Source organism: Tsukamurella strandjordii (genome assembly GCF_039525985.1).
Lineage (GTDB): Bacteria > Actinomycetota > Actinomycetes > Mycobacteriales > Mycobacteriaceae > Tsukamurella > Tsukamurella strandjordii.
The window spans coordinates 149,048-168,651 of sequence record NZ_BAAAII010000005.1 but is presented as its reverse complement, the minus strand read 5'-3'; the positions used below and the strand labels follow the sequence as shown (position 1 = coordinate 168,651).

Annotated in this window: 23 protein-coding genes; 11 read left to right on the top strand and 12 right to left on the bottom strand. The window is 66.9% G+C overall.

The genetic code is table 11. The features are described from left to right. Nucleotides 1-50: 50 nt before the first annotated feature. A complete protein-coding gene (locus ABD108_RS09865) occupies nucleotides 51-542 on the bottom strand; it encodes a hypothetical protein (protein ID WP_220658763.1) in 492 nt (163 codons plus the stop codon). A gap of 541 nt (nucleotides 543-1,083) precedes the next feature. Between ABD108_RS09865 and ABD108_RS09860 the strand changes: the two genes are divergently transcribed. From ABD108_RS09860 to ABD108_RS09850, 3 genes are read left to right on the top strand one after another with little or no spacing between them, the layout of a single operon-like run. Beyond that, a complete protein-coding gene (locus ABD108_RS09860) occupies nucleotides 1,084-2,580 on the top strand; it encodes a CoA transferase (protein ID WP_343930164.1) in 1,497 nt (498 codons plus the stop codon). A 21-nt stretch (nucleotides 2,581-2,601) separates the two neighbouring features. Then, nucleotides 2,602-3,510 carry an SMP-30/gluconolactonase/LRE family protein gene (locus ABD108_RS09855; protein ID WP_343930163.1) on the top strand — a complete coding sequence of 303 codons (909 nt, stop codon included), beginning with the start codon at nucleotides 2,602-2,604 and terminating at the stop codon, nucleotides 3,508-3,510. Nucleotides 3,511-3,549: 39 nt separating this feature from the next. Next, nucleotides 3,550-4,500, top strand: coding sequence for a 3-hydroxyacyl-CoA dehydrogenase NAD-binding domain-containing protein (locus ABD108_RS09850; protein ID WP_220658760.1), 951 nt, complete (start codon nucleotides 3,550-3,552; stop codon nucleotides 4,498-4,500). A 452-nt stretch (nucleotides 4,501-4,952) separates the two neighbouring features. Here ABD108_RS09850 and ABD108_RS09845 read toward each other — a convergent pair whose 3' ends face one another. Beyond that, a complete protein-coding gene (locus ABD108_RS09845; protein ID WP_343930162.1) occupies nucleotides 4,953-5,381 on the bottom strand; it encodes a MarR family winged helix-turn-helix transcriptional regulator in 429 nt (142 codons plus the stop codon). Between the two features lie 77 nt (nucleotides 5,382-5,458). Here ABD108_RS09845 and ABD108_RS09840 point away from each other — a divergent pair, with 77 nt between their 5' ends. Then, nucleotides 5,459-5,953 carry an aldo/keto reductase gene (locus ABD108_RS09840; protein WP_343930161.1) on the top strand — a complete coding sequence of 165 codons (495 nt, stop codon included), beginning with the start codon at nucleotides 5,459-5,461 and terminating at the stop codon, nucleotides 5,951-5,953. Continuing rightward, entirely contained in the window at nucleotides 5,953-6,438 is a 486-nt protein-coding gene (locus ABD108_RS09835) for a cysteine hydrolase family protein (protein ID WP_343930160.1), read from the top strand. The genes ABD108_RS09840 and ABD108_RS09835 overlap by 1 nt, the downstream gene beginning before the upstream one ends. Nucleotides 6,439-6,598: 160 nt before the next feature. Here the strand turns inward: ABD108_RS09835 and ABD108_RS09830 are convergent, their stop codons facing one another. Both ABD108_RS09830 and arsB read right to left on the bottom strand, forming a co-directional pair. Then, the gene (locus ABD108_RS09830; protein ID WP_343930159.1) at nucleotides 6,599-7,039 is read right to left on the bottom strand and encodes an arsenate-mycothiol transferase ArsC; all 441 of its coding nucleotides are present in this window, start codon (nucleotides 7,037-7,039) and stop codon (nucleotides 6,599-6,601) included. Continuing rightward, entirely contained in the window at nucleotides 7,039-8,136 is a 1,098-nt protein-coding gene (gene arsB, locus ABD108_RS09825) for an ACR3 family arsenite efflux transporter (RefSeq protein ID WP_343930158.1), read from the bottom strand. Before arsB ends, ABD108_RS09830 begins: the two co-directional genes overlap by 1 nt. 143 nt (nucleotides 8,137-8,279) lie before the next feature. On the opposite strand from arsB, the gene ABD108_RS09820 reads away from it, so the two are divergent. Beyond that, nucleotides 8,280-8,633: an Rv2640c family ArsR-like transcriptional regulator gene (locus tag ABD108_RS09820; protein WP_220658757.1), complete on the top strand. Its 354-nt coding sequence runs from the start codon at nucleotides 8,280-8,282 to the stop codon at nucleotides 8,631-8,633. Nucleotides 8,634-8,661: 28 nt separating this feature from the next. Here the strand turns inward: ABD108_RS09820 and ABD108_RS09815 are convergent, their stop codons facing one another. Continuing rightward, complete coding sequence (locus ABD108_RS09815; RefSeq protein ID WP_343930157.1) at nucleotides 8,662-9,468, bottom strand: DUF3626 domain-containing protein; 807 nt, start codon at nucleotides 9,466-9,468, stop codon at nucleotides 8,662-8,664. A gap of 116 nt (nucleotides 9,469-9,584) precedes the next feature. Here ABD108_RS09815 and aroQ point away from each other — a divergent pair, with 116 nt between their 5' ends. From aroQ to ABD108_RS09795, 4 genes are all read left to right on the top strand, one after another. Continuing rightward, nucleotides 9,585-10,184, top strand: a complete 600-nt coding sequence (gene aroQ, locus ABD108_RS09810; RefSeq protein WP_343930156.1) for a gamma subclass chorismate mutase AroQ — start codon at nucleotides 9,585-9,587, stop codon at nucleotides 10,182-10,184. Nucleotides 10,185-10,390: 206 nt separating this feature from the next. Continuing rightward, entirely contained in the window at nucleotides 10,391-10,600 is a 210-nt protein-coding gene (locus ABD108_RS09805; protein WP_220658754.1) for a cold-shock protein, read from the top strand. Between the two features lie 347 nt (nucleotides 10,601-10,947). After that, nucleotides 10,948-11,472, top strand: coding sequence for a DUF5994 family protein (locus ABD108_RS09800; RefSeq protein WP_343930155.1), 525 nt, complete (start codon nucleotides 10,948-10,950; stop codon nucleotides 11,470-11,472). Beyond that, on the top strand, nucleotides 11,469-11,858 hold the full coding sequence (locus ABD108_RS09795; RefSeq protein WP_343930154.1) for a DUF5994 family protein: 390 nt from the start codon (nucleotides 11,469-11,471) through the stop codon (nucleotides 11,856-11,858). Before ABD108_RS09800 ends, ABD108_RS09795 begins: the two co-directional genes overlap by 4 nt. A gap of 42 nt (nucleotides 11,859-11,900) precedes the next feature. Here the strand turns inward: ABD108_RS09795 and ABD108_RS09790 are convergent, their stop codons facing one another. Together ABD108_RS09790 and ABD108_RS09785 are read right to left on the bottom strand one after the other, a co-directional pair. Further along, nucleotides 11,901-12,833, bottom strand: coding sequence for an EamA family transporter (locus ABD108_RS09790; protein ID WP_343930153.1), 933 nt, complete (start codon nucleotides 12,831-12,833; stop codon nucleotides 11,901-11,903). 121 nt (nucleotides 12,834-12,954) lie between these two features. After that, a complete protein-coding gene (locus ABD108_RS09785; RefSeq protein WP_343930152.1) occupies nucleotides 12,955-13,866 on the bottom strand; it encodes an alpha/beta hydrolase in 912 nt (303 codons plus the stop codon). 90 nt (nucleotides 13,867-13,956) lie between these two features. On the opposite strand from ABD108_RS09785, the gene ABD108_RS09780 reads away from it, so the two are divergent. Further along, nucleotides 13,957-14,391, top strand: a complete 435-nt coding sequence (locus tag ABD108_RS09780; protein ID WP_220658750.1) for a B-4DMT family transporter — start codon at nucleotides 13,957-13,959, stop codon at nucleotides 14,389-14,391. Nucleotides 14,392-14,403: 12 nt separating this feature from the next. On the opposite strand, the gene ABD108_RS09775 is transcribed toward ABD108_RS09780, so the two are convergent. The 5 genes from ABD108_RS09775 to ABD108_RS09755 are packed head-to-tail and all read right to left on the bottom strand — an operon-like array spanning nucleotide 14,404 to nucleotide 19,577. Next, a complete protein-coding gene (locus ABD108_RS09775; RefSeq protein ID WP_343930151.1) occupies nucleotides 14,404-15,192 on the bottom strand; it encodes a hypothetical protein in 789 nt (262 codons plus the stop codon). After that, nucleotides 15,189-15,857, bottom strand: a complete 669-nt coding sequence (locus ABD108_RS09770) for a hypothetical protein (protein ID WP_343930150.1) — start codon at nucleotides 15,855-15,857, stop codon at nucleotides 15,189-15,191. Before ABD108_RS09770 ends, ABD108_RS09775 begins: the two co-directional genes overlap by 4 nt. Beyond that, the gene (locus ABD108_RS09765; protein ID WP_305110514.1) at nucleotides 15,854-17,116 is read right to left on the bottom strand and encodes an MCE family protein; all 1,263 of its coding nucleotides are present in this window, start codon (nucleotides 17,114-17,116) and stop codon (nucleotides 15,854-15,856) included. Before ABD108_RS09765 ends, ABD108_RS09770 begins: the two co-directional genes overlap by 4 nt. Beyond that, nucleotides 17,113-18,210, bottom strand: coding sequence for an MCE family protein (locus ABD108_RS09760; protein WP_343930149.1), 1,098 nt, complete (start codon nucleotides 18,208-18,210; stop codon nucleotides 17,113-17,115). Before ABD108_RS09760 ends, ABD108_RS09765 begins: the two co-directional genes overlap by 4 nt. Next, nucleotides 18,207-19,577 (bottom strand): MCE family protein, encoded by a 1,371-nt coding sequence (locus tag ABD108_RS09755; protein ID WP_343930334.1) that lies wholly within the window; start codon nucleotides 19,575-19,577, stop codon nucleotides 18,207-18,209. The genes ABD108_RS09760 and ABD108_RS09755 overlap by 4 nt, the downstream gene beginning before the upstream one ends. Nucleotides 19,578-19,604 lie beyond the last annotated feature (27 nt).

The following is a 19,604-nucleotide window of genomic DNA, read 5'->3' as shown; positions in this document are numbered from 1 at the left end:
CTGTGTGAACGTGCGGGCAACCGCTCCAGGCTACCGCCCCACGCCGACGATCACGTGTTGTACTGGGAGAACTTGGCGTCGCCCCACTTGTACCGACCGCCGGTCGAATCCAGCGTGGAGCGACCGAACGATTCGAGATCGTCGAACCCGCTCCAGTTGTCGGCGCCGCAGGTGAGCCCGAACTCGTAGACATCGGTTCCCAGGAGATGCTTGGCGCCCACGGCGTAGCCCTCGACATTGGTGACCAGCATGGGCATCCGGTGCATGTCGACCATGAGATCGTTGTCCACGGGGTTGAACGAGATCAGTTTCTCGCCGGAGGCCGATAGGCGCCACTTCATCGCCGCGGTCGCCTTGTCCTTCTCGGGGATGTCCAGCACTTCGGCGAGCCGCTGCGAGCAGTCGTTGCTGTAGGTGGCGATCATCGCCGCGACCTGACGGACCTTTCCTTCGCGCTCGATTCGTTGCGCGCGGGCTTCTTCGTCGTGACTCTTGACGAGTTCTTGGGCACGACGCAGGATCGACAGCTCTTCATTGGCCATGATTTTCACAATAACATCAGACGGCCATCGAGGATTGGTGTTGACCGTTCCGAATCAGTAGCCGCGCCAACCATTTCCAACCAAGAGTGACACTTCCACGAAATGCAAGTCCGTTCAAGCAAAGCTGCTCAACAACAATTCCAACAGCCATTTGTGATCGCAAAGTATCGCGCGCTTGGGCGACGTCGAGCCGGACAAGTTCATTCGACACACACCTGCCCGCGTGACCGTCACCGCACCCTCAGTGCGCGCCGCTGCCGAGCAAGGGCACCCCCGGCCCCAGCGCGCACCATGGGGAGTACGACACCCCGCAGGCGATTGCGATTGCATATCTGCAATTCCATCCTCGTCGCAATATGCAATCCCAAATACCGGTTGATATCCGAGAAGAGCCCGCGCACAACGATGTCCGGCGCTGTAGGCTCGGCGCTACGCGAAGCAAAGGACCGGTCGCGGCGATTTTCTGCGAATCCCAGCGCCCACGTCTTTTCGCACTGCTTCGCCGCAACTCACACTTTATTGTGAAAGCGGGGGAATGTCGGTGAGCAGTACCAGCGCCGCACTCGCGGCACGGCTCCTGTCCAACCTGAGCGATCCGCTGCAGTCGGCCGCGGTCTCGGTACGCCCACACCTGGACGAGGTGCTCCGTTCGTGTGGTGCGTCCGTCGCCGACACCGGTGGCAGCCTCAGCATTTCGGGCGCCGATCCGATCATCCCGAGCAGGCTGCCCTTCGGCACCATGTCCGCGGTGGGGCTCGCAGCCAAGGCCGTGATGATGGCCAAGGCCTGGCGGGTCCGTACCGGGATCGGACAGGACATCCACGTCGACGTCCCGCTGGCGCTGCGCCGGTTCTCGCCGTTCGCCGAGGGCAAGTGGGAGCTCGTGAACGGCTTCCCGGGCAAAGCGGATCCCTACAATCCCTTCGGCTCGCCCAATCCGCTGTTCCACCGGACCAAGGATGAGCAGTGGATGATGCTGCTCAACATCTATCCCGCGATCCGAGAACGCGCCGTCCGCCTGCTCGGCGCCGGGGGATCGGGGGAGGCCATCGCCGACGCCGTCGCGCAGTGGAACGGTGCAGATCTGGAGGAGGCCGCGGCCGCAGCCGGCGTCGTCGGCGCATTGGCGCGCCCCGTGGCGGAGGTCGTCGAACTCCCCGCATTCACCGACTCGGTCGGGGGAATGCCGCTGATCAGCATCGAGAAGGTGGCCGACGGCGATCCGGTGCCGTTCGCCCCGAACGCACGCTCACCGCTCGACGGCGTGCGTGCGCTGGGTACGGCGCATGTGATCGCCGGGCCCTCCATCGGCAGGGGACTGGCACTGCACGGTGCCGATGTACTGAACGTGTGGCGCCCCAGCGATGTCGAGCAGGAGCTGTTACACTACACGTCCCACGTGGGCACCCGGTCCACCACGCTCGAGATCGCCGATGCCGAACAGCGCGCGACCTTCCTCGACCTCGCATCCACGGCGGACGTCTTCTATTCGAATCGCCGTCCCGGTTGGCGCGAGCGGTTCGGGATCTCCGCGGACGAGCTGCGCGCGGTGAACCCCGGCCTGATCGATGTACAGGTCCTCTACGCCGGCGAATCGGGCCCCTGGTCCGACCGTGTCGGCTTCGACATCAGCGCGGGTGCCGCGTGGGGCCTCAACAACATCGAGGGCACCGATTCCCGGCCCGAGCATCCACCGATCTACGTGATCTGCGACTACGTGGTCGGTTGGCTCGCTACCGCGGGCGCTGTGGCCGCCCTGCTCCGGCGGGCCACCGAGGGCGGCTCGTACCGAGTGCGCGTCTCGCTGTCGCGGTGCGCACTGTGGCTCCCCGAGATGGGCGTCTTCGACCGCGACTTCGCCCGCAGTGTCGCAGGGTCGGGCCCCGGCCACATCTACCCGGACCCCGAGCAGTTCACCGTGGAGACGCCGCTCGGCACCTACACCGGGGTCTCCGAGACCGTGCGGATGTCCGCGACTCCCGGGGCGTACGCCTATCCGTTGACGCCACTCGGTTCGTGGAAACCGAGCTGGCTCTAGTTCCGACCCAAGGAGATCCGCGTGACCGAGTCGAAGCTCTACGTTCTTCAGATCCGCCCGCGGGCCGAGATCATCGAACTCGCCCCGGACGGTTCCGGCGTCCGGACGGTCGCGGACGTGACCGGCTACTTCCCGGACGGCATCGTGATCGACGAATCGAGCTCGTCGATCCTGTGGACGCACATGGGAACCCCGACGGACGTCCCCAAGGGGGAGTTCTTCGACATGGACGGCGCCATCTTGCGCACCACGCCCGACGGTGCGACCACGCCGCTGATCGGGTGGGGCCAGATCGTGACCCCGAAGCAGCTCACCGCGGACTTCACGCGCGGCCACCTGTACTGGGGCGACCGTGAGGGGATGCGCCTGATGCGGTCGAACCTCGACGGCTCGAACGTCACCGTGCTGGCGCGCACCGGGATCTTCCCGAAGGACTCCGCCGATGCCGCGCTGCACTGTGTGGGCGTGGCCGTCGATCACCGCAACGAGCGGGTCTTCTGGACGCAGAAGGGCGCGCCGGACAGCGGCACCGGCAGGATCTTCGCCGCCGGCATCGATCTGCCGGCCGGCGAAACGCCGGACGACCGCTCCGACATCGTGGTCATCGAGCAGGATCTGCCCGAGCCGATCGATCTCGAGTACGACGACGCGGAGAACACGCTCTACTGGACCGATCGCGGCGATCTGCCAGAGGGCAACACGCTCAACCGGATTCGGTTCACGGGCACGGTTCCGGGCCCCAAGGAAGTGCTCGCGTCCGGGTTGCAGGAAGGCATCGGTCTGGCCCTCGACCGCGCGGGACGGCGGGCCTTCGTCAGCGATCTGGCGGGGAACATCCTCGCGGTCGAGCTGGACGGCGATCACGCCGCTCGGGTGATCGCGAAGCTCGGCATGCTCACGGGGATCGCCTACGCGGCGAGCCTGCGCTGATCGGTTTCACGACATCGGAACGACTAAGGGAGTGGGAACATGGCATCGGAGATCAAGACCGTCGGCATCGTCGGCACCGGAACGATCGGTGCGAGCTGGGCGGCGTTCTATCTGTCCCGGGGGCTCCACGTGGCCGCCACCGACCCGGCCGACGGTGCGGAGGGTCGCCTGCGCGAGTACGTGGACACCGCACTCGCGGAGCTCCGGGAGCAGGGCCTCCTGCAGCCCGGTGCCGAGGCCGCGCAGTTGACCTTCGACGCCGATCTCGGTAAGGCCCTGGCGGGCGTCGACTTCGTCCAGGAGAACGGTCCGGAACGCATCGATGTGAAACACGCTCTGCTGCAGCAGATCGAGTCGGCGATCGGTGCCGATGTGATCATCGCGAGCAGCTCGTCCGGGCTCAAGGTCACCGATATGCAGTCCGCGTTGACGGCCCCTGCGCGGATGATCCTCGGGCACCCGTTCAATCCGCCGCACGTGGTGCCGCTCGTCGAGGTGGCCGGCGGCGAACAGACCAGCCCCGATGTGGTCGATCGCACCCTCGCGTTCTACACCGCGCAGGGCAAGGTGCCGGTGCACCTGCGTAAGGAGATGAAGGGCCACATCGCCAACCGCATCCAGGCTGCCGTCGTTCGTGAGGTCTTCTATCTGGTCCAGGAGGGCGTCGCCTCGGTCGAGGACATCGACAAGGCGCTGTCGCAGGGGCCGGGACTGCGCTGGGCGGTACTCGGACAGTTCGTCAATTCGAGCCTCGGCGGCGGTCCGGGCGGCTTCAAGGCGATGATGTCGAAGTTCGCACCGGCGCTCGAAGCGTGGTGGGCGGACCTCGGCACGATCACGTCCGCGTCGGATGAGTTGATCACCGACATCAGTGATCAGTTGGACGCGATCTTCGCGAAGCATTCCAGCGACAAGATCGCCGCCGCTCGCGACGAGGTCGTGTTCACCACCATCAAGGCGAAGCTGAACGAACCCGATCTGCCGTACTGATCAACCCCCGCACTCGATCAATACGTCTCTGTGACGTATTGATCGAGTGCGGCTGGACATCGGGGAGAGCGGCACGAAGTCCCAAACATGCCACCCCGGAGGATGATTCACATGTTCGTCGCCCACCGGACGGAGGCGGCGGACGATGACCCGCACATAGCTGCCGTTCGCACGACCTTCGCATGTATGACGGGATCACGGCGGCCACGAAGCGAAACGCGGCCATGGAACACGGACGCGGACGATCATGGCGACGCAGTGTGCGCGAGATCTTCGAGGCGCCGCCACGCACAGACGCGGCAACCGCAGCAGCGACAGGCGTTATCACCAGCACTCGCGTTTCGCCGATAATCTACATTATGACATTTCGTCTATGTCGAATCGCAGGCCCGCAACAGCGCAATTCGTGAACTTCTCCGCAGCATCCCCCGAACCAAGGCCATCAGAAGCTGCTATTCCCGGCCGATCGATGCACGACAGCGGGCAAGCAGGCCACGGAGTTGGTTACGTTCAACCTCGGTGAGTTCGTCGTACATACGCTGCTCGATCTCCCCGGCGGCTGCATCAGCACGCGCGACAACGTCACGCCCGGCCTCCGTGAGCTGAGCAATGCGAGAACTGCGGCTCCAGTCGTTCTGCACTCGAGATATCAGCCTCTTGGCTTCCAGTGTCTTCAGGGTTGCCGCGGCTGCCTGAGGCGTCACCAAACAGGTGCGCGCCACGCCTGCGCCGGTAATGCCGGGATTGTCTCGAAGTGCTAGCAAGGTGGCGTACTGCGCGACTGTGAGGCCGATCGGGCGCAACGCTGCCGACTTCGCTGACATGAAGGCAACCTCCGTCGCCTTGATGTCATACCCAAGTCGCTGCTCCACGCTGACCACGGAACGATGCTACATTACTTGCCATCCATCAATCTCTTGATGGTTATCAATACCTGAACGACCACTGCGAGGCTTCAATGATCACACGCGCCATCCACCCTGTCGCCGCGATCCAGTCCGAGCTGTCCTTATGGACCCGAGACGCGCTCGGGCAGGACTCAGACACTGTCCAGAGTGCACCGGGAAATGTCGTGACCTGGTGCCGCGATCACGATGCGATCTTCGTTCCGTTTTCCCCTCTGGGCCGCGGCTTCCTGACCGGCGAACTCAAGGTTGACCAGCTTGACGAGTCCGACCTTCGGACCTCATTGCCCCGATTCACAGGCGCAGCAGCGACACAGAACCTGGCCCTACTCGACACCATTCAGCGGGTAGCTCAGCGGCACAACACCACCGCAGCTGCCATCGCGCTCGCCTGGGTTCTGGACCAAGGCCCACACGTCATCCCTATCCCCGGAACCACCAAGTCCGCCCGCCTGGATGAGAACCTCTCGGCCGCCGCAATTCCACTTACCCGTCAAGACCTCACCGAACTCAACGCTCTACCAGCCGCGATCGGAGGACGATACTGATGCATGCCCAGGCGCCAGCTGCGCTACTTGAGATCGACTTTCAGCAATGGATCGTGGACCTTGCCAATGATCACACGGTCATCGCGCGAGCCCGGCAGCTTCGCGACGTACTTCGAACGCAGGGAAGCGATGTCTATTGCCTGCGATACCTCGACCCTGCGCCAGGTCCGAGGGCAGACCCGACGAGCCGAGAAGCGGCCTTCGTCGACACGTTGAAACCCGGTCCCCGCGATATCGTGCTCAGCAAACACGGCAAGGACGCGTTCGAAAACCCAGACCTACATGCAAACCTCCAGGGTCACGGCACGACCCACCTCATCCTGACCGGCCTGTTGACCGACCACGGCGTAGCGCTAACGGCCAAGTCCGCCCACGCCCTCGGCTACCACGTGACGGTCGAAGAAAATGCCTGCGCTACTACCACAAAACAGGCGCATCACCAGGCACTTCGGCAGCTACGACAACACGGAATCGCCGTCGTCTGACGACAAATAGCCACTTCGCCCTCCGCGTAGCCAAGCAATCACGAGATCACTCGCCTAGGGACGCGCTGCCGCCTGGATCTCCCCTCCACCACGAGAACTCGGAACCCTCGAACACGCCACTTAAGCAGTCGAGTCAAGGATGCTTCGCCTGCCAGACACCTCACTTCGACCACATCAGCTCGGCGGCGAGGATCTCGATACGAGCGGCGATATCGTCGCGGACGAGACGCATGCGCTCGATTCCATCGATCCCCCGTTCCGAGGGCTCGACGGTGTCCCAGTTGACCAGACGCACCCCGGCCGGCGGTTCGACGACTGCTTCGCGACCGAGGGTGACCACCACGTCGACACGAGCCAGTAGATCGGGATCGATCGGCTTCGGGGTCTCACGGGAGATGTCGACACCGACTTCAGCCATGACGTCGGCGGAGAGGCTGTTGACGGTCTCGCCGGGCCGGGTACCCGCCGAGTGCACGACGATCGCGTCGCCCGCTACCTTGCGCATCAGAGCGGCAGCCATCTGCGATTTGCCACCGTTCTTCACACACACGAACAACACACTGGGCGCGTCGCACTCGGCCGAAATCTGCTTGCCGGACATCACTTCCCACTCCTCGGAGACTCCGACGTGGCCGCCAGAGTGGCGGGGAATCGCTTGCGCAGGGCGAGCGAGACGTAGACGAGGCCGACGAGGACGGGCACCTCGATGAGGGGCCCGACGACACCGGCAAGCGCCTGTCCCGAAGTGGCGCCATAGGTCGCGATCGCGACGGCGATCGCGAGCTCGAAGTTGTTGCCCGCAGCGGTGAACGCCAACGTGGTGGTGCGCTCGTATCCGATCCCCATCGCGGCGCCGAGAAGGTAGCCGCCACCCCACATCACCGCGAAGTACACCAGCAGCGGCACGGCGATCCGCGCGACGTCCCACGGCCTCGACGTGATCTGCTCCCCCTGCAATGCGAACAGGACGACGATGGTGAACAACAGACCGTACAACGCCCACGGACCCACCTTCGGTAGGAACGTCGACTCGTACCACTCGCGCCCCTTCGCCCGCTCCCCGATCCGCCGAGACAGGTATCCGGCGACCAAAGGGATCCCCAGGAAGACGAGCACCGATCCGGCGATCTGCCATGGCGAAGCGCTGATGGTGGCCTGATCGAGCCCCAGCCAGCCCGGGAGTACGGACAGGTAGAACCACCCCAGTGCCGCGAACATGACCACCTGGAACACCGAGTTGAGCGCGACCAGTACCGCGGCGGCCTCACGATCTCCGCAGGCCAGGTCATTCCAGATGATCACCATGGCGATGCAGCGGGCGAGGCCGACGATGATCAGGCCGGTGCGGTATTCGGGCAGGTCGGGCAAGAAGATCCACGCGAGGGCGAACATCAGCGCCGGGCCCAGGATCCAGTTCAAAAAGAGGGATCCGAGCAGGAGTTTGCGGTCGCCGGTGACGGTGTCGAGGCGGTCGTAGCGGACCTTCGCCAGCACCGGGTACATCATGATCAACAGACCGAGGGCGATCGGCAGGGAGACACCGTCGACCTGGATCTTCTCCAGCGCGGTGTTCAGGCCCGGGATCATCCGGCCGAGCAGCAGGCCGGCGACCATGGCGACGCCGATCCACACCGGTAGGAATCGGTCGAGCGTCGAGAGCTTGCCGACGACCGGCTGCTCCGTGGCGGATGCGGTCACTGCGGACCGCAGTCGGACACGGCGGCGTTGCGGGACATCGTGTCGACCTCCGGAAATCGTGCGGTGTTATGTCGAATCCATTGCAGCACCTGTTCTACGCCACCTCTTCGACATATGTCAATGAGGTGCGTACAGTCGGTTCCATGCCCAAGGCCCTGCCCGTGATCGACATGACCGACCCGGTCTGCTGCGCTCCGGTCGCCTCGACTGCCGCGGACGATGCGGCCGCGCTCGATCTGGCGCTGCGACTCAAGGCTCTCGCGGACCCGGTCCGGGTGAAGCTGCTATCGCTGCTGTTCACCTGTGGCGAACCGTGCACTACGGGATCGCTGGCGGCCGCGGTGGGGCTCGCGGAATCCACCGTCAGTCACCATCTCGGCCAACTCCGCACAGCCGGTTTCATCGCATCCGAGCGGCACGGGATGAGCGTGCACCACTCCCCCCGCCGCGAGGCGCTCACCGCTCTCTGCAAGGTGCTCGACCCCGACTGCTGCTGACCGCCATCCGGTCCGCGGCATCACCTCGTCATCGGCGGCCGAATCGCGCGAGACAGTGCCACACCTGCTTCAGCGACTGCGCCGGGTGCACCCCCGCCCGGGCGGCGTCGCCGATGATCCGCGGGGTCAGCTCATCACCGAGGGATCGGGCCAGCTCGACGATGTGCGATCCCCGGTAGTCGGAATCGAAATCATCGGGGGATGCTCGAAATCCGGAGTGGAACTCGACGGGGCATCCCAACCGCCCCGCTGCGTCCTCCACCTCCGTCCCGATGAAGGACGGATCCAATACGACCGCGTCCACATCGGCGGCGAAGCGAACCGTGCCATGCACGTGCGCCTCCACGTAGTCGTCGAGATCGTCGAAGCCCGACTCGTCAGCTATCCGGCACAGGCGTGCCAGTACCGCCGCGCCACCGACGTCCGTCGGCTCCAATACCGAGTCCGGGAAGCAGAAGGTCGACCGCGCGACCACGTCGGGCCGGAGACGAAGGTACGACGATCCGAACCGGACCGCACCACCGAACGGATCGGCTCGCCGGTTCCACGCCCCGTACACCGGGCGCTCCGAGGCCGACGCATCGTCGTACTCCCCGGCGAACAGCCGACTCTCCCACCGCCACCGATCCCCTCCCGGAAACGCGGTCAGGCCACCGTTCGAGATGCCCGTGACGAACTGCGACAGGTACTGCCGGTCGGCCGCCATCGACTCGATCACCCGGCCCGCCCGGTGCGGCCAATCGGGATGGAATTGCAGGGTCACCGCCGTCGTACGAGCGGCGATCCGCCGCCGGATCGGCGCACCGCTCCGGCGCTCCCCTGCCGCCTCCGCCATCACCTGATCCTACGAGCTGCCGCAGCAATCCCGCCGGACCTGCTGTCAGTGTGCCGCCCCGGCGTCGGCTCCGCGGCGAGAAGCCGCCGTGATCCCGGGCGGGTAGTCTCGGCTCCATGTCGTTCCGCAGGTTGCGCCAGTTCACCGCGGCATCGGTGGTGGCGCCGAGCCTTGCTCTGAGCGCCGGCACGGCTGCGGTGGCAGCTGCGCCACCGGCCGCTGCAGTCGGTACCGCGATCGACTCGGCCGTCGGCCTGGTGAGCGAGCGGCTCGCCCTCGCCGAAGACGTCGCAGGGGCGAAGTGGCGCAATCGGAGCCCGATTCGCGACGCGGTCCAGGCCGCCACCGTCGTCGAATCCGCCGTGCAGCAAGGGGACTCGCGTGGGCTCCCGCGGGACTACGTGTCCGCGGTCTTCACCGACCAGATCGCCGCGAGCGAATCGGTGCAGTACTTCCTCCACTCCCAGTGGTCCACCCAGCGCAACCCGGATCCCGCCGTTGCCGACCTGCCGAAGCTGCGGGCATCACTCGCGTCGCTCACCCCACGCATCCTGGACTCCCTCGGTGCAGTGGCTGCCGCGGAGAACGGTACCGCCTGTCGCAGCGCAGCCGATCGATCCACCGATCGGCAGATCACTGAGCGCGGTTGGCACGACCAGCGCGGAATCGCGCTGCGATTCGCCACCTCGCGCCTGTGTCCGACGGCGACTCCGTAACGAGCTGCGACGCCGAGGAGCGAGCGACACCTGGCGCAGAGCAGCTTCGTCTGCTAGTCTGAAATCGGTTGACTTTCTTGGTGGTACGTTCGCAAGGATTTCATGCGGCGGACGAAAACCCTCTCTGTGCCTCAGCATCGTGACTCGTAGGCCTCCGCAAACCCGGCATCGAATGTCTCGTTGCCGCACATATTTAGGAGATACCCATGGCTCAAGGCACCGTGAAGTGGTTCAACAGCGACAAGGGATTCGGTTTCATCACCCCCGATGACGGCGGCAAGGACCTCTTCGTCCACTTCTCCGGCATCGTCGACAACGGCGGCTTCCGCAACCTCGAGGAGAACGACCGCGTCTCGTTCGACTCGCAGGCCGGCGACCGCGGCCCCCAGGCCGTTTCGGTGCAGACCATCGCGTGACCTGCCCCACCGTTCCGATTCCGCGACCTCCCCTGTGACGGAGACGGCTTCGGGATCAACGGATACGGACGGCGAGAAGGCGTCGTGGTGGCGCCGCATCCGCCGCGCGGTGGACGAGTATCACCGCCGTGGCGATGAGGGGACGGAAATCCTCCCCTAGCGACGCGTCCGCTCGAGTGGCCTCCCGGTGAACCGGGAGGCCACTTCTCGTTGGTGGCCACGCCCGCAGCCGCTGTACCGCAAGAGCGATCAGGCGTAGGCTTGAGAGTGAGTCGATCTTCCACCGGGATCCCCTTGGTGCTCCCGACTTGCTCAGCGGGAGTATGACTCCCGGATCGGAGCGTCCGATGACGCATCCACTCAGTCCTCCCATCCAGCCCGGTCGGCTGCACATCAAACCGGCGGGGTCGATTCTCGGCGCCGTCGACGGGGTGTGGTGGCCGCAGTCCCGCGATCTGCCCACCGAAGTGAACCGCATCGTCGCAACACTTCACGGCAGCATGGCCCACCTCGAACGCGTCTGCTACCGCTACTCCGATTGGGACCCGGCACCGCGCAAGATCTGGATCGAGAGCGAGCTCACTCGCCTGGACGGGTACTACCTGCAGGCCCTCGACACCGTACGTTTCGTCGGCGGGGGCGTCACGCTCACCCTCGCGGTGATCCCGCCCGGCGCGGAGACCGACGTGGCCGAGTTGGCCACACTGCTCGCGATGACCGGGGCCACCAGCCAGAGCGCCCACGCCTTCAACGTCGAGGCGATCGCGACCACGTCGGCCACTCATCAACGCCACGCGGCCGAGCGCGAGTGGGAATCCGAGGGCGGCCACGCTCCCCCCTCCCGTCCCCCTCAGCCCTCGCCGTCGTCGTGAACGAACACCTGGTCAGGGAGATCACGAACCGGGTCCACGTGGCGAACGAGGCACGGCTGACGCAGCCCTTTCCGGCCCCGGCGGTACCTGTTCGTCTGATCGTCGTTCGCGTGCGGCGGGATTGGTTCGGGCGATGGCTGCCGTGGTCCTCCGACTACACCGCAGAGATCCATGACCTCGTGCACGCCTGCGCCACCCGGTCGGGAGCGAGGATCGAACGAATCGCTTTCGCCTGGAACCGGACCGCCCTGAGTCATCGGGCCCTGATGACGGCGGACGATATCGAGCTGACGCGCGCCGAGCCCGGCCAACCGCCGCACGAGATGCGCCTGACCGCCGCCAACGGCGTCCGCTTCATCCTCCGCGTCGTCGCACCGGCCCGCTAGCGCCCGCCCGCTGCCGCGAGGAACGGCGCGGCATGCAGTGCGTCACCTCTCCGCTGCAGCATCCACTATCGTTGTGCCAGAAAAGGATTCCTCACCGAGGATCGGACCCGTGTCGGCGGCGGCGCTCCCGGTCGCCGCGGCCCGGTGCGCCATCATCCAGTTGACGGCGACGCCGGCCCCCACCACCAGCACCATTCCGATGATCGCCGCGGCGTCCAGGCTCTGATGAAGGAACAGCGCGCCCACCGCGGCCCCGATCGCCGGGTCGAGACCGAACAGCAGGGCGATCATCGTCGCCGAAGCGCGAGCTGCGGCGATGGCGTCACAGGTGTAGGAGACAACCACGCCGAAGAAGGCTGCGGCGAGCAGCAGCGCCACGGTCCGTAGATTCAGATCGCCGATCGCCCGCAGCGACCACGGAGCGGTCGCGGCGGCCGCGATCGTGACCGCGAGGGCGAGCCTGGACAGCGGTTCACTCTGGCGTCCGACGCGTTCGGCCAGGAGGGCGTAGGCCGCGAAACACAGCCCCGCCGCCAGCCCGAACCCGACGCCCACCAGATTGACACCGCTCCCCTGTCCCGCGATCAGCGCGACACCGAGCAAGGCGATCGGTGCGCAGCAGCGCTCCCGCCAGCGCTTGGCCATCACGAACGCGAGCCCACAGGGGCCGAGGAAGTCCAAGGTGACCGCCACGCCCAAAGGGAGGCGATCGATCGCCTGATAGAGGCACACGTTCATCGTCGCCATCACCACCCCGAAGGCGACGATCGTCGACCACTCACCGGTGCTCACCCTCCGCAGGTTCGGCCGGGTCAGCGCACACATCATGACTGCGGCGCCCGCCATCCGGAGCCCCGATGCCGGCACCGGTCCGGCTCGGCCGAAGGTCTGCAGCGACAACGCCGACGAGGTCTGCGTACTCACGGCACTGACCAGCATGGTGGACGATGATTCCAAGTGGCTGCGCAGGCGCATGACGAACGACACCTCCCTGTGTGGATTCCCGTCGGGCTCACACGTCGGAGCCGACGCCTCCCACAGTATCGTTACTTAGACGAAACAGTGGTGTGACATCTTCCACACCCGCACGTGCCGGTCAGGACCGATCGCCACGGCGCATCGCCGCCAACGCGGATCGCGTGAAGGCCTTGGCACTGGCGGTCCACGGCGCGGCGACGTCGAATCCGTGGAAGCCGTGTTCCACCGTCACCAGTTCGACCTCGACCCCCTCGGCCCGCAACGACTCCGCGTACAGGATCGCCTCGCGGTGGAACAGATCCGTGGTCCCCACACCGATCCAGGTGGGAGGAATCCGCGACGACACGGAATCGAGCACCGGTACGAACTCTGCGGAACCACGCAGGTAGGAGTCCCAGCCGAATCGATTCGATCGCGCGTCCCACACCCGCACGCCCGCGGGCTCCTGCTGCGCCGAACGGACCGACGGGTCCAGCATCGGGTAGAACAGCACCTGGCGGACCGGCACCCGTCCGCCCCGTCGAACCTGCTCGTGCACGAGCTGTGCGGCGAGGCCGCCACCCGCGCTGGCGCCACTGACGGTGATCGCCGATTCGTCGACGCCGGGCAGGGATGCGAGCAGTTCCAGGCCCGCGCGGCAGTCCTCGACAGCAGCGGGATACGGGTGCTCGGGCGCGAGCCGGTAGTCGACGGAGACCACCACGCTCCCGGTCGCCCTGCAGATCCGCCGACAGATGTGATCGTCCTGGCGAGCGGTGCCCACCACGTAGCCACCGCCGTGGATCCACAGCACACCGGGGCGGCGCTCCCCCGGCGAGCCGCTCGGCCGGAAGATCCGCACCGTCGCACCACGGGACAGTGCGCGCCGTTCGACCCCGGGCGATGGAACCAGGCCGAGCATCCGTATCGCGCCCCGCACCGCGCGGTACGTCCGCCGATCGACCACGTGCCGCACCGGTACCCGGGACGCCGCGCGGAGCTGCCGGTCGTTCGCCCCGAGCCGCAGCTCAGGCCCCTCGGGATCGTTCACGACCGCACAGTATCGCCCCGCGCGCCGGCACGTGCCGGAATGCGAGACCGCCGCGGCGCACCGGGAACATCGCACCTATAGAATCTCCATATGAAACCGTGGCTCGTGCGAGGCATCGCGATGGCGGCCCTGATGGTGGCGGCGCGGTGCGCGCTCGGTTGGGGCATCACCGTTTTCCCCACGACGGGCACATCCCAGCGATTCGCGGCGATCGCGCTCGTGATCGCGGTCGCCGTGATCTTCGGCGGTTACGACGGACTGATGGACGCGCGCCGCTTTCCCGATGCCGACAAGGGCGTCGACCTCACGGCCCGGTGGTTCAAGGCGGCGTTGTTCGGCGGCGTCGTCTCCGGCGCGGTGTGCTGGGCTCTCGGCAGTTGGCTGCTTCCCGGAATCGGCCAGGGCTCACTGCCCTTCGAGCTGGTGATCGGGGCCTGCTTCACCACGCTGCTGCTGGTGATCTCCGCGTCGATCGGCGCGGTCGCCGGCCGCCGGCTGGCCGCCCGGCAGTCCGCCGCCGCCTGACTCCGGACGCGATCACATCTCGGTGATCGACGAGACCTTCCACGCGCCGTCGAACCGGTCGAGGACGAACTTGATCGGCGACTGCCCAGTGACGCCGGGGACGCCGCGCTCGGTGACCTGCCGGACCACGTTGAGCAGTACCTCGGCGTGGTCGGGCGAGGCGAAGGCGACACCGGTGGTGAGCCCCGCGTCGTCGACCGTGATGGTCACGTCCTGCAGCTGTCCTGCGGCCTGGGTGATGCCCGCGCGCATCTTCTTCGCCTCGTCGACCATTCCCGGCGTGAGCAATTCGTTCATCCGCTGCTCCCACTGACCGACGTTGTTCATGTCGATCGAGTAGATGTCCTTGGCCGCCTGTTTCGCGGTCGAGACCACCTGCGTGGTGAGCGCGGTGTCCACGAAGGCGCGATTGTCCACCGTGCCCGCGAAGGGGCGCGCGAGGCCGAACGTTGCCGCGGCCGCGAGGATCACGACCGCTGCGGCGATCACGATGTAGTTCGTCCACCCGGAGTTCGCGGCGCCCTCCGGCGTCTCGGCATCGTCCGGGCTCGTGGACGAGGGCTTTCGCTGCGGCCGCTCGGGTGCCGGCGCGGGGTCGTCGGACGTCGCCGATTGTGCCGCCGAATGTCCTGTCGCGCGTTCCGCGTCGGGCCGGCGGAGCGAGGTGCCGCGGGCGACGGCCCGCTTGCGGGCGGGCTTGGCCTGGTCGGCGGCCGCGGTCGACTCGCCCTCACCCTCGGTGTTCGCGACCTTCCCGGCGCTCACGGGCGGATTCTCGTCGACCGGTTCCCGGTCCGTCATGGCGTGCCTCCCTGCGGGGTCGGTGCCGGGGCGGGTGGTACCGGAGCGTCCGCCGTCGGGACCACGGCGGTGGCCGGGGTGTTCGGGTCGTTGGAACCGGTGGCGCCGCGCTGCTGCAGCGGGACCATCTCGGAGGCCTTCCATCCGCGGTCGGTCTTCGAAACCGTGACCACGTAGGTCCAGCGGTAGGCGTCCGCTGCGAGTTTGCCGTTCTCCGTCGACTTGACCACCGAGTACACCAGCACCTTCGCGGTGCCGCCGTCGTAGTCGAACTCCGTGGGCGCGGCGGCGACCACGACGGGGTCGGTCTTGAGGTCGGTGTCGGCGCGTTCCTTCAGACGATCCGCGGTGTAGGCGCGCTGCGACTTCTGCCAGCTGTCCAGCAGGTCGCCCGTCATCGCACCCTCCATCCGGCGCAGCGTGCCCTCCGGGTCCTTGGTGTCGAAGGTCTGGAAGTCGACGAGCGCCTGACGGGCACCGTCCACGGCGGCGTCGCGATCGGCGGCCCGCCGGTGGTCGGAGAACCAGCCCCACCACAGGACGCCCACCACGATGGCCGCGATCACGGCGACGCCGAGCAGTGCCAGCGCGATCACGCGCCGGCGGTCGGTGCCGGGCGTACTCGTTTCGGTAGCGGTGCCGGTCTCGCTCGGTTCGTCGGTCACTTGGGGTGGCCTCCGAGCATCACGGCCGCGGCCTGCGCGAGAGGGCCGAGGTCGATGCGATCCGGCGCCACCACCTTGGGCTTGCCGTCCCAGGGCTGCGCGACGCGCGGATCGGCGTACCGGGCGCGATCGGCACTGCGCACGCCCGTCGGGTTGCCCTGCGGGACATCGCATCCGACCTGCGTGTTGAACGGGAACGGATCCCGGTTGATGTCGAAATCCGGGTTCTTCTTCTTGATCTCGTCGATCATCTTCTGCGTCGATTCGTATCCGACGGTGCACGCCGGCGGGTTGTTCACTTCCAGGACCACACCGTAGTGCAGCAGACCATCGCCCGGCGAGGTGGAGAATGCGCCGGCCGCGATCATCGGGAACAGGATCAGCACCTGCTTGAGGTTCGGTGCCACGGGATCGACAGCGGTGAGCTGCGCGGACAGATCGTGCACCACCTTCGTCACGTCTCCGCCGGCCTGCTGGACCAGCGCGCTCAGCTGCGTGGCCGACAGATTGCCGGTCTGCAGGAGGCGCCGCACGTCGGGGTCACTGTTGGCGAGCGTCTCCGTGACCACCTTGAGGCTGTCGGCCCACTGTCGGATCGCCGACGACTGCGCGGCCTGCGTGCCCAGCGCGATCTTCCCGTTGGTGATCAAGGACAGGGTCGCGTCCAGGTTGTCGGTTCCGGTCTGCCCGAGCCGGGAGAGCGAGTCGATGAGCGCGCGCAGGTTCTGTCCGTTCCCACCGAGCGCCACCGACAACTCGGTGACCACGGTCTTGAGCTTGGCCGGGTCGACCGACTTGCTGAGCACCGTGACGTTCTTGAGGAAGTCCTCGATCGGCTCCTGGGTCTTCACGTCGCGGATCACCGAGCCGTCCACCAGCACGGCGTCCGACGGGGTGCCGCCCTCGGGCACCTGCTTGGGCACGAGGTCCATGTACTGCTCGCCGATCGAACTGCGTTCGGCGACGGTGGCCTGCACGTCGGCGGGCACCTTCGGCCGACTGGTGTCCAGCTGCAGGTCCACCTGGACACCCTCGGGAACCAGGTGCAGTTGGCCGACCCGTCCCACTGGGGTACCGCGGTAGGTGACCTCGGCGTTGGTGAAGATGCCGCCGGAGTCCTTGAGCATCACCTTGACGGTGTAGACGCCGAAGCCGAGCATCTTGTCGATGCGTGCGTACTGGGCGCCGACGAAGGCGATGCCGACGACCGCGAGCACGGCGAAGACCAGCAGCTGGCGGCGCTGCAGCTTGGGGATCATCGAGCGCCTCCCTGCTGCGATGCGCTCGATCCGGTCGCTCGGCCCGAACCGGGGCCGTACTTCGGCGGGACGTACACGGGGGCGGGCTTCCCCGCACCCAGCGCCTCGAGCTGGTTGATCAGCCGGGTGTCCAGCGAGATGAACAGGTTCATCGAATCGCCCTTGATCGCATCGACACCGGCGTCCGGGAAGGGGAAGGTCGCCACGAAGGGCAGGGCGGTCACGATGTCGTCGGCCGCGCCGGCGAGCGCACGCAGGGTGGGACGCAGGGCCAGCAGGTTCTCGATCGTCTCGCGTTGCGAACGGCTGAGCACATCGGTGCCCACCTTGCCGAGCCGGTCGAGCTGCTTGACCATCTCGATGATCTCCGGGCGCTGCTGGTTGAGAACGGCCGCGCCGCGGGGCAGTTCGGCCAGGATGCGACTGATCTGGGTGGTCTGCGCCTCGGCCCGGCGGGACAGTGCTGCGACACCGTCGATCGCCCGGGTGATATCGGCCCGCTGCTCGTTGAGTCCTTCGATCAGGCGGTCGGTCTGCGTGATGAGCGAGCGCACCTGCTGGGGATTGCTCATGGCCGTGTTCAGCTCGTCGACGATGGGCTTGAGCTGCCCCACTCCACCGTCGTTGAGGACCAGGGAGAGCACGCCGAGAACCTCTTCGATACCGGCCGTGGTCTTGTTCTGCGCCGCGGGGATGGTGGCGCCACTGGCCAGGGCCCGGCCGTCCGATCCCCCCGACGAGACCAGCGTGATGTACTTCTCGCCCAATAGATTCGACTGTTCGATCTGGGCCCGCGAGTCCGCCGGCACCTTCACGCCGTCGCGCACCTTCACGGTGACCTCGGCCGTCCAGCCGTCCGAAGCGATCCCGATCGACTCCACCTTGCCGACTGTGGCGCCGCCGATCCGCACCGACGATTCGGGCACCAGATCGAGGACGTTCGCGAACTGCAGGTGCAGCACGGTGGGCCGGGCACCGAGCGCCGGACCGCCGGGGAGCGGCAAGGAGTAGATGCCCTGGCTACCGCAGGCGGTGAGCACCACCGCGGCGGTGGCCAGTGCGCCGCCCGCGAGGATCCTGCGCTTGGTGCTCATCGCGCGCCTCCCGGATTCGTGGTGGGCGGAACGGACGGTGCGGGCTTGGCCGAGCTCGACGGCACCGGCGCGGCGTTACTCGACGGGGCGGCGCTCGACGGGGCGGGCTTGGCCGAACCGGGTGCCGGGCGGGTGCCCGCCGGGGTCTTCGGCAGTACGCCCTCGACCGACGGTGCCGTCCGTCCCGGGACCGTGCCGGGCACGGGGCCCTGCTGCAGGTTCAGGCCGGACAGGATGCCGAAGGGCAGGTTGAGCTGCGGGACGCGGACACCGTCGGTGATCTGCTTCGCGAGGCCGGTGCACTGGCTCAGCAGCGGACCGAGGGTCTTGGTGAGCTGCTCGAACTGCGGGTTGCCGGGCATCAGTTTCCCGAGATCGGCCATCTTGCAGACGGTTCCGAAGGGGTCCTGCAGATCGGGCAGGTTCGGGCGCAGCGTGAGCGTGCCGGTGTCACCGTCGTAGGCCTGCTGCAGGTTGCTCGCCGCGATCGGCAGGTAGGACAGGATCTGGGCCTGCGCCGTCCGGGTGTCGTTGAGGATCTTGGTGATCTCGGTGAGCCCGGTGACGTTGGACGTCAGCGAATCCCGGTTGTCGCGGACGAAGGCGCCCACGTCGCCGAGTGCCGGGGCGAGCAGATTGATCGCCTTGGTGAAATCGTCCCGCTCCCCCGCGAGGTACTTGGTGAGCTCGGCGAGCTGGGAGTTGAAGACGCGGACCTGCTTGTCGTTCTCGGCCAGCATCGTGACGAAGGTGTTGAGCCCCTTCACCGTGGCGGCGATGTTGTCCCGCGAATTCGACAGGGTGGTCGACGCCTTCGACAGGCCGGTGATGGCATCGGCCATCGCCTGTCCGTTGCCTGCGAGGTTCTCCGAGGACACGTCGAGGACCTCGGTGAGTGCGCCGTTCTTATTCGCGCCGTCGGGGCCGAGCGCCTGCGCCAGTGTGCTGACCGAGGCGTACACCTGGTCGATCTCGACCGGCGTCATCGTGTGGTCCTCGTTCACGATGGCCCCGGACTGCGCGGTGGGCCCCTCCGTGTACACGGGGAGCAGCTGGACGTAGCGGTCGGAGATGACCGACGGAGTCACCTGGGCCGCCCACAGGTCCTTGGGCAGCTGCACGTCGCGGTTCACGTGCAGCTGCACGCGCACCCGGTCGCGCTCGGGAGTGACCTCGTCGATCTCGCCCACCTTGACGCCCAGGATCCGGACATCGGAACCGGCGTAGATGCCCACTCCCCGATCGAAGTACGCGGTGATGCGCGTGGCTCCCGCGCTGCGCACGAGCCACCACCCCGCGCCCGCGAGCACGATCACGGCGATGAGCATGACGACGAGGATCGCGACGCGGGTGGGGTTGAGCCCCATGATCTTGCGCGATAGGGACGTTTGGTT

Coding starts and splice junctions, on each gene's coding strand:
- ABD108_RS09790 (WP_343930153.1), bottom strand. CDS start 12,833: ATGCGCCTGCGCAGCCACTTGGAATCATCGTCCACCATGCTGGTCAGT.
- ABD108_RS09760 (WP_343930149.1), bottom strand. CDS start 18,210: ATGAGCACCAAGCGCAGGATCCTCGCGGGCGGCGCACTGGCCACCGCC.
- ABD108_RS09755 (WP_343930334.1), bottom strand. CDS start 19,577: ATGGGGCTCAACCCCACCCGCGTCGCGATCCTCGTCGTCATGCTCATC.
- ABD108_RS09865 (WP_220658763.1), bottom strand. CDS start 542: ATGGCCAATGAAGAGCTGTCGATCCTGCGTCGTGCCCAAGAACTCGTC.
- ABD108_RS09800 (WP_343930155.1), top strand. CDS start 10,948: ATGACGCATCCACTCAGTCCTCCCATCCAGCCCGGTCGGCTGCACATC.
- ABD108_RS09840 (WP_343930161.1), top strand. CDS start 5,459: ATGATCACACGCGCCATCCACCCTGTCGCCGCGATCCAGTCCGAGCTG.
- ABD108_RS09835 (WP_343930160.1), top strand. CDS start 5,953: ATGCATGCCCAGGCGCCAGCTGCGCTACTTGAGATCGACTTTCAGCAA.
- ABD108_RS09765 (WP_305110514.1), bottom strand. CDS start 17,116: ATGATCCCCAAGCTGCAGCGCCGCCAGCTGCTGGTCTTCGCCGTGCTC.
- ABD108_RS09780 (WP_220658750.1), top strand. CDS start 13,957: ATGAAACCGTGGCTCGTGCGAGGCATCGCGATGGCGGCCCTGATGGTG.
- ABD108_RS09850 (WP_220658760.1), top strand. CDS start 3,550: ATGGCATCGGAGATCAAGACCGTCGGCATCGTCGGCACCGGAACGATC.
- ABD108_RS09820 (WP_220658757.1), top strand. CDS start 8,280: ATGCCCAAGGCCCTGCCCGTGATCGACATGACCGACCCGGTCTGCTGC.
- ABD108_RS09815 (WP_343930157.1), bottom strand. CDS start 9,468: ATGGCGGAGGCGGCAGGGGAGCGCCGGAGCGGTGCGCCGATCCGGCGG.
- ABD108_RS09775 (WP_343930151.1), bottom strand. CDS start 15,192: ATGACGGACCGGGAACCGGTCGACGAGAATCCGCCCGTGAGCGCCGGG.
- ABD108_RS09805 (WP_220658754.1), top strand. CDS start 10,391: ATGGCTCAAGGCACCGTGAAGTGGTTCAACAGCGACAAGGGATTCGGT.
- aroQ (WP_343930156.1), top strand. CDS start 9,585: ATGTCGTTCCGCAGGTTGCGCCAGTTCACCGCGGCATCGGTGGTGGCG.
- ABD108_RS09830 (WP_343930159.1), bottom strand. CDS start 7,039: ATGTCCGGCAAGCAGATTTCGGCCGAGTGCGACGCGCCCAGTGTGTTG.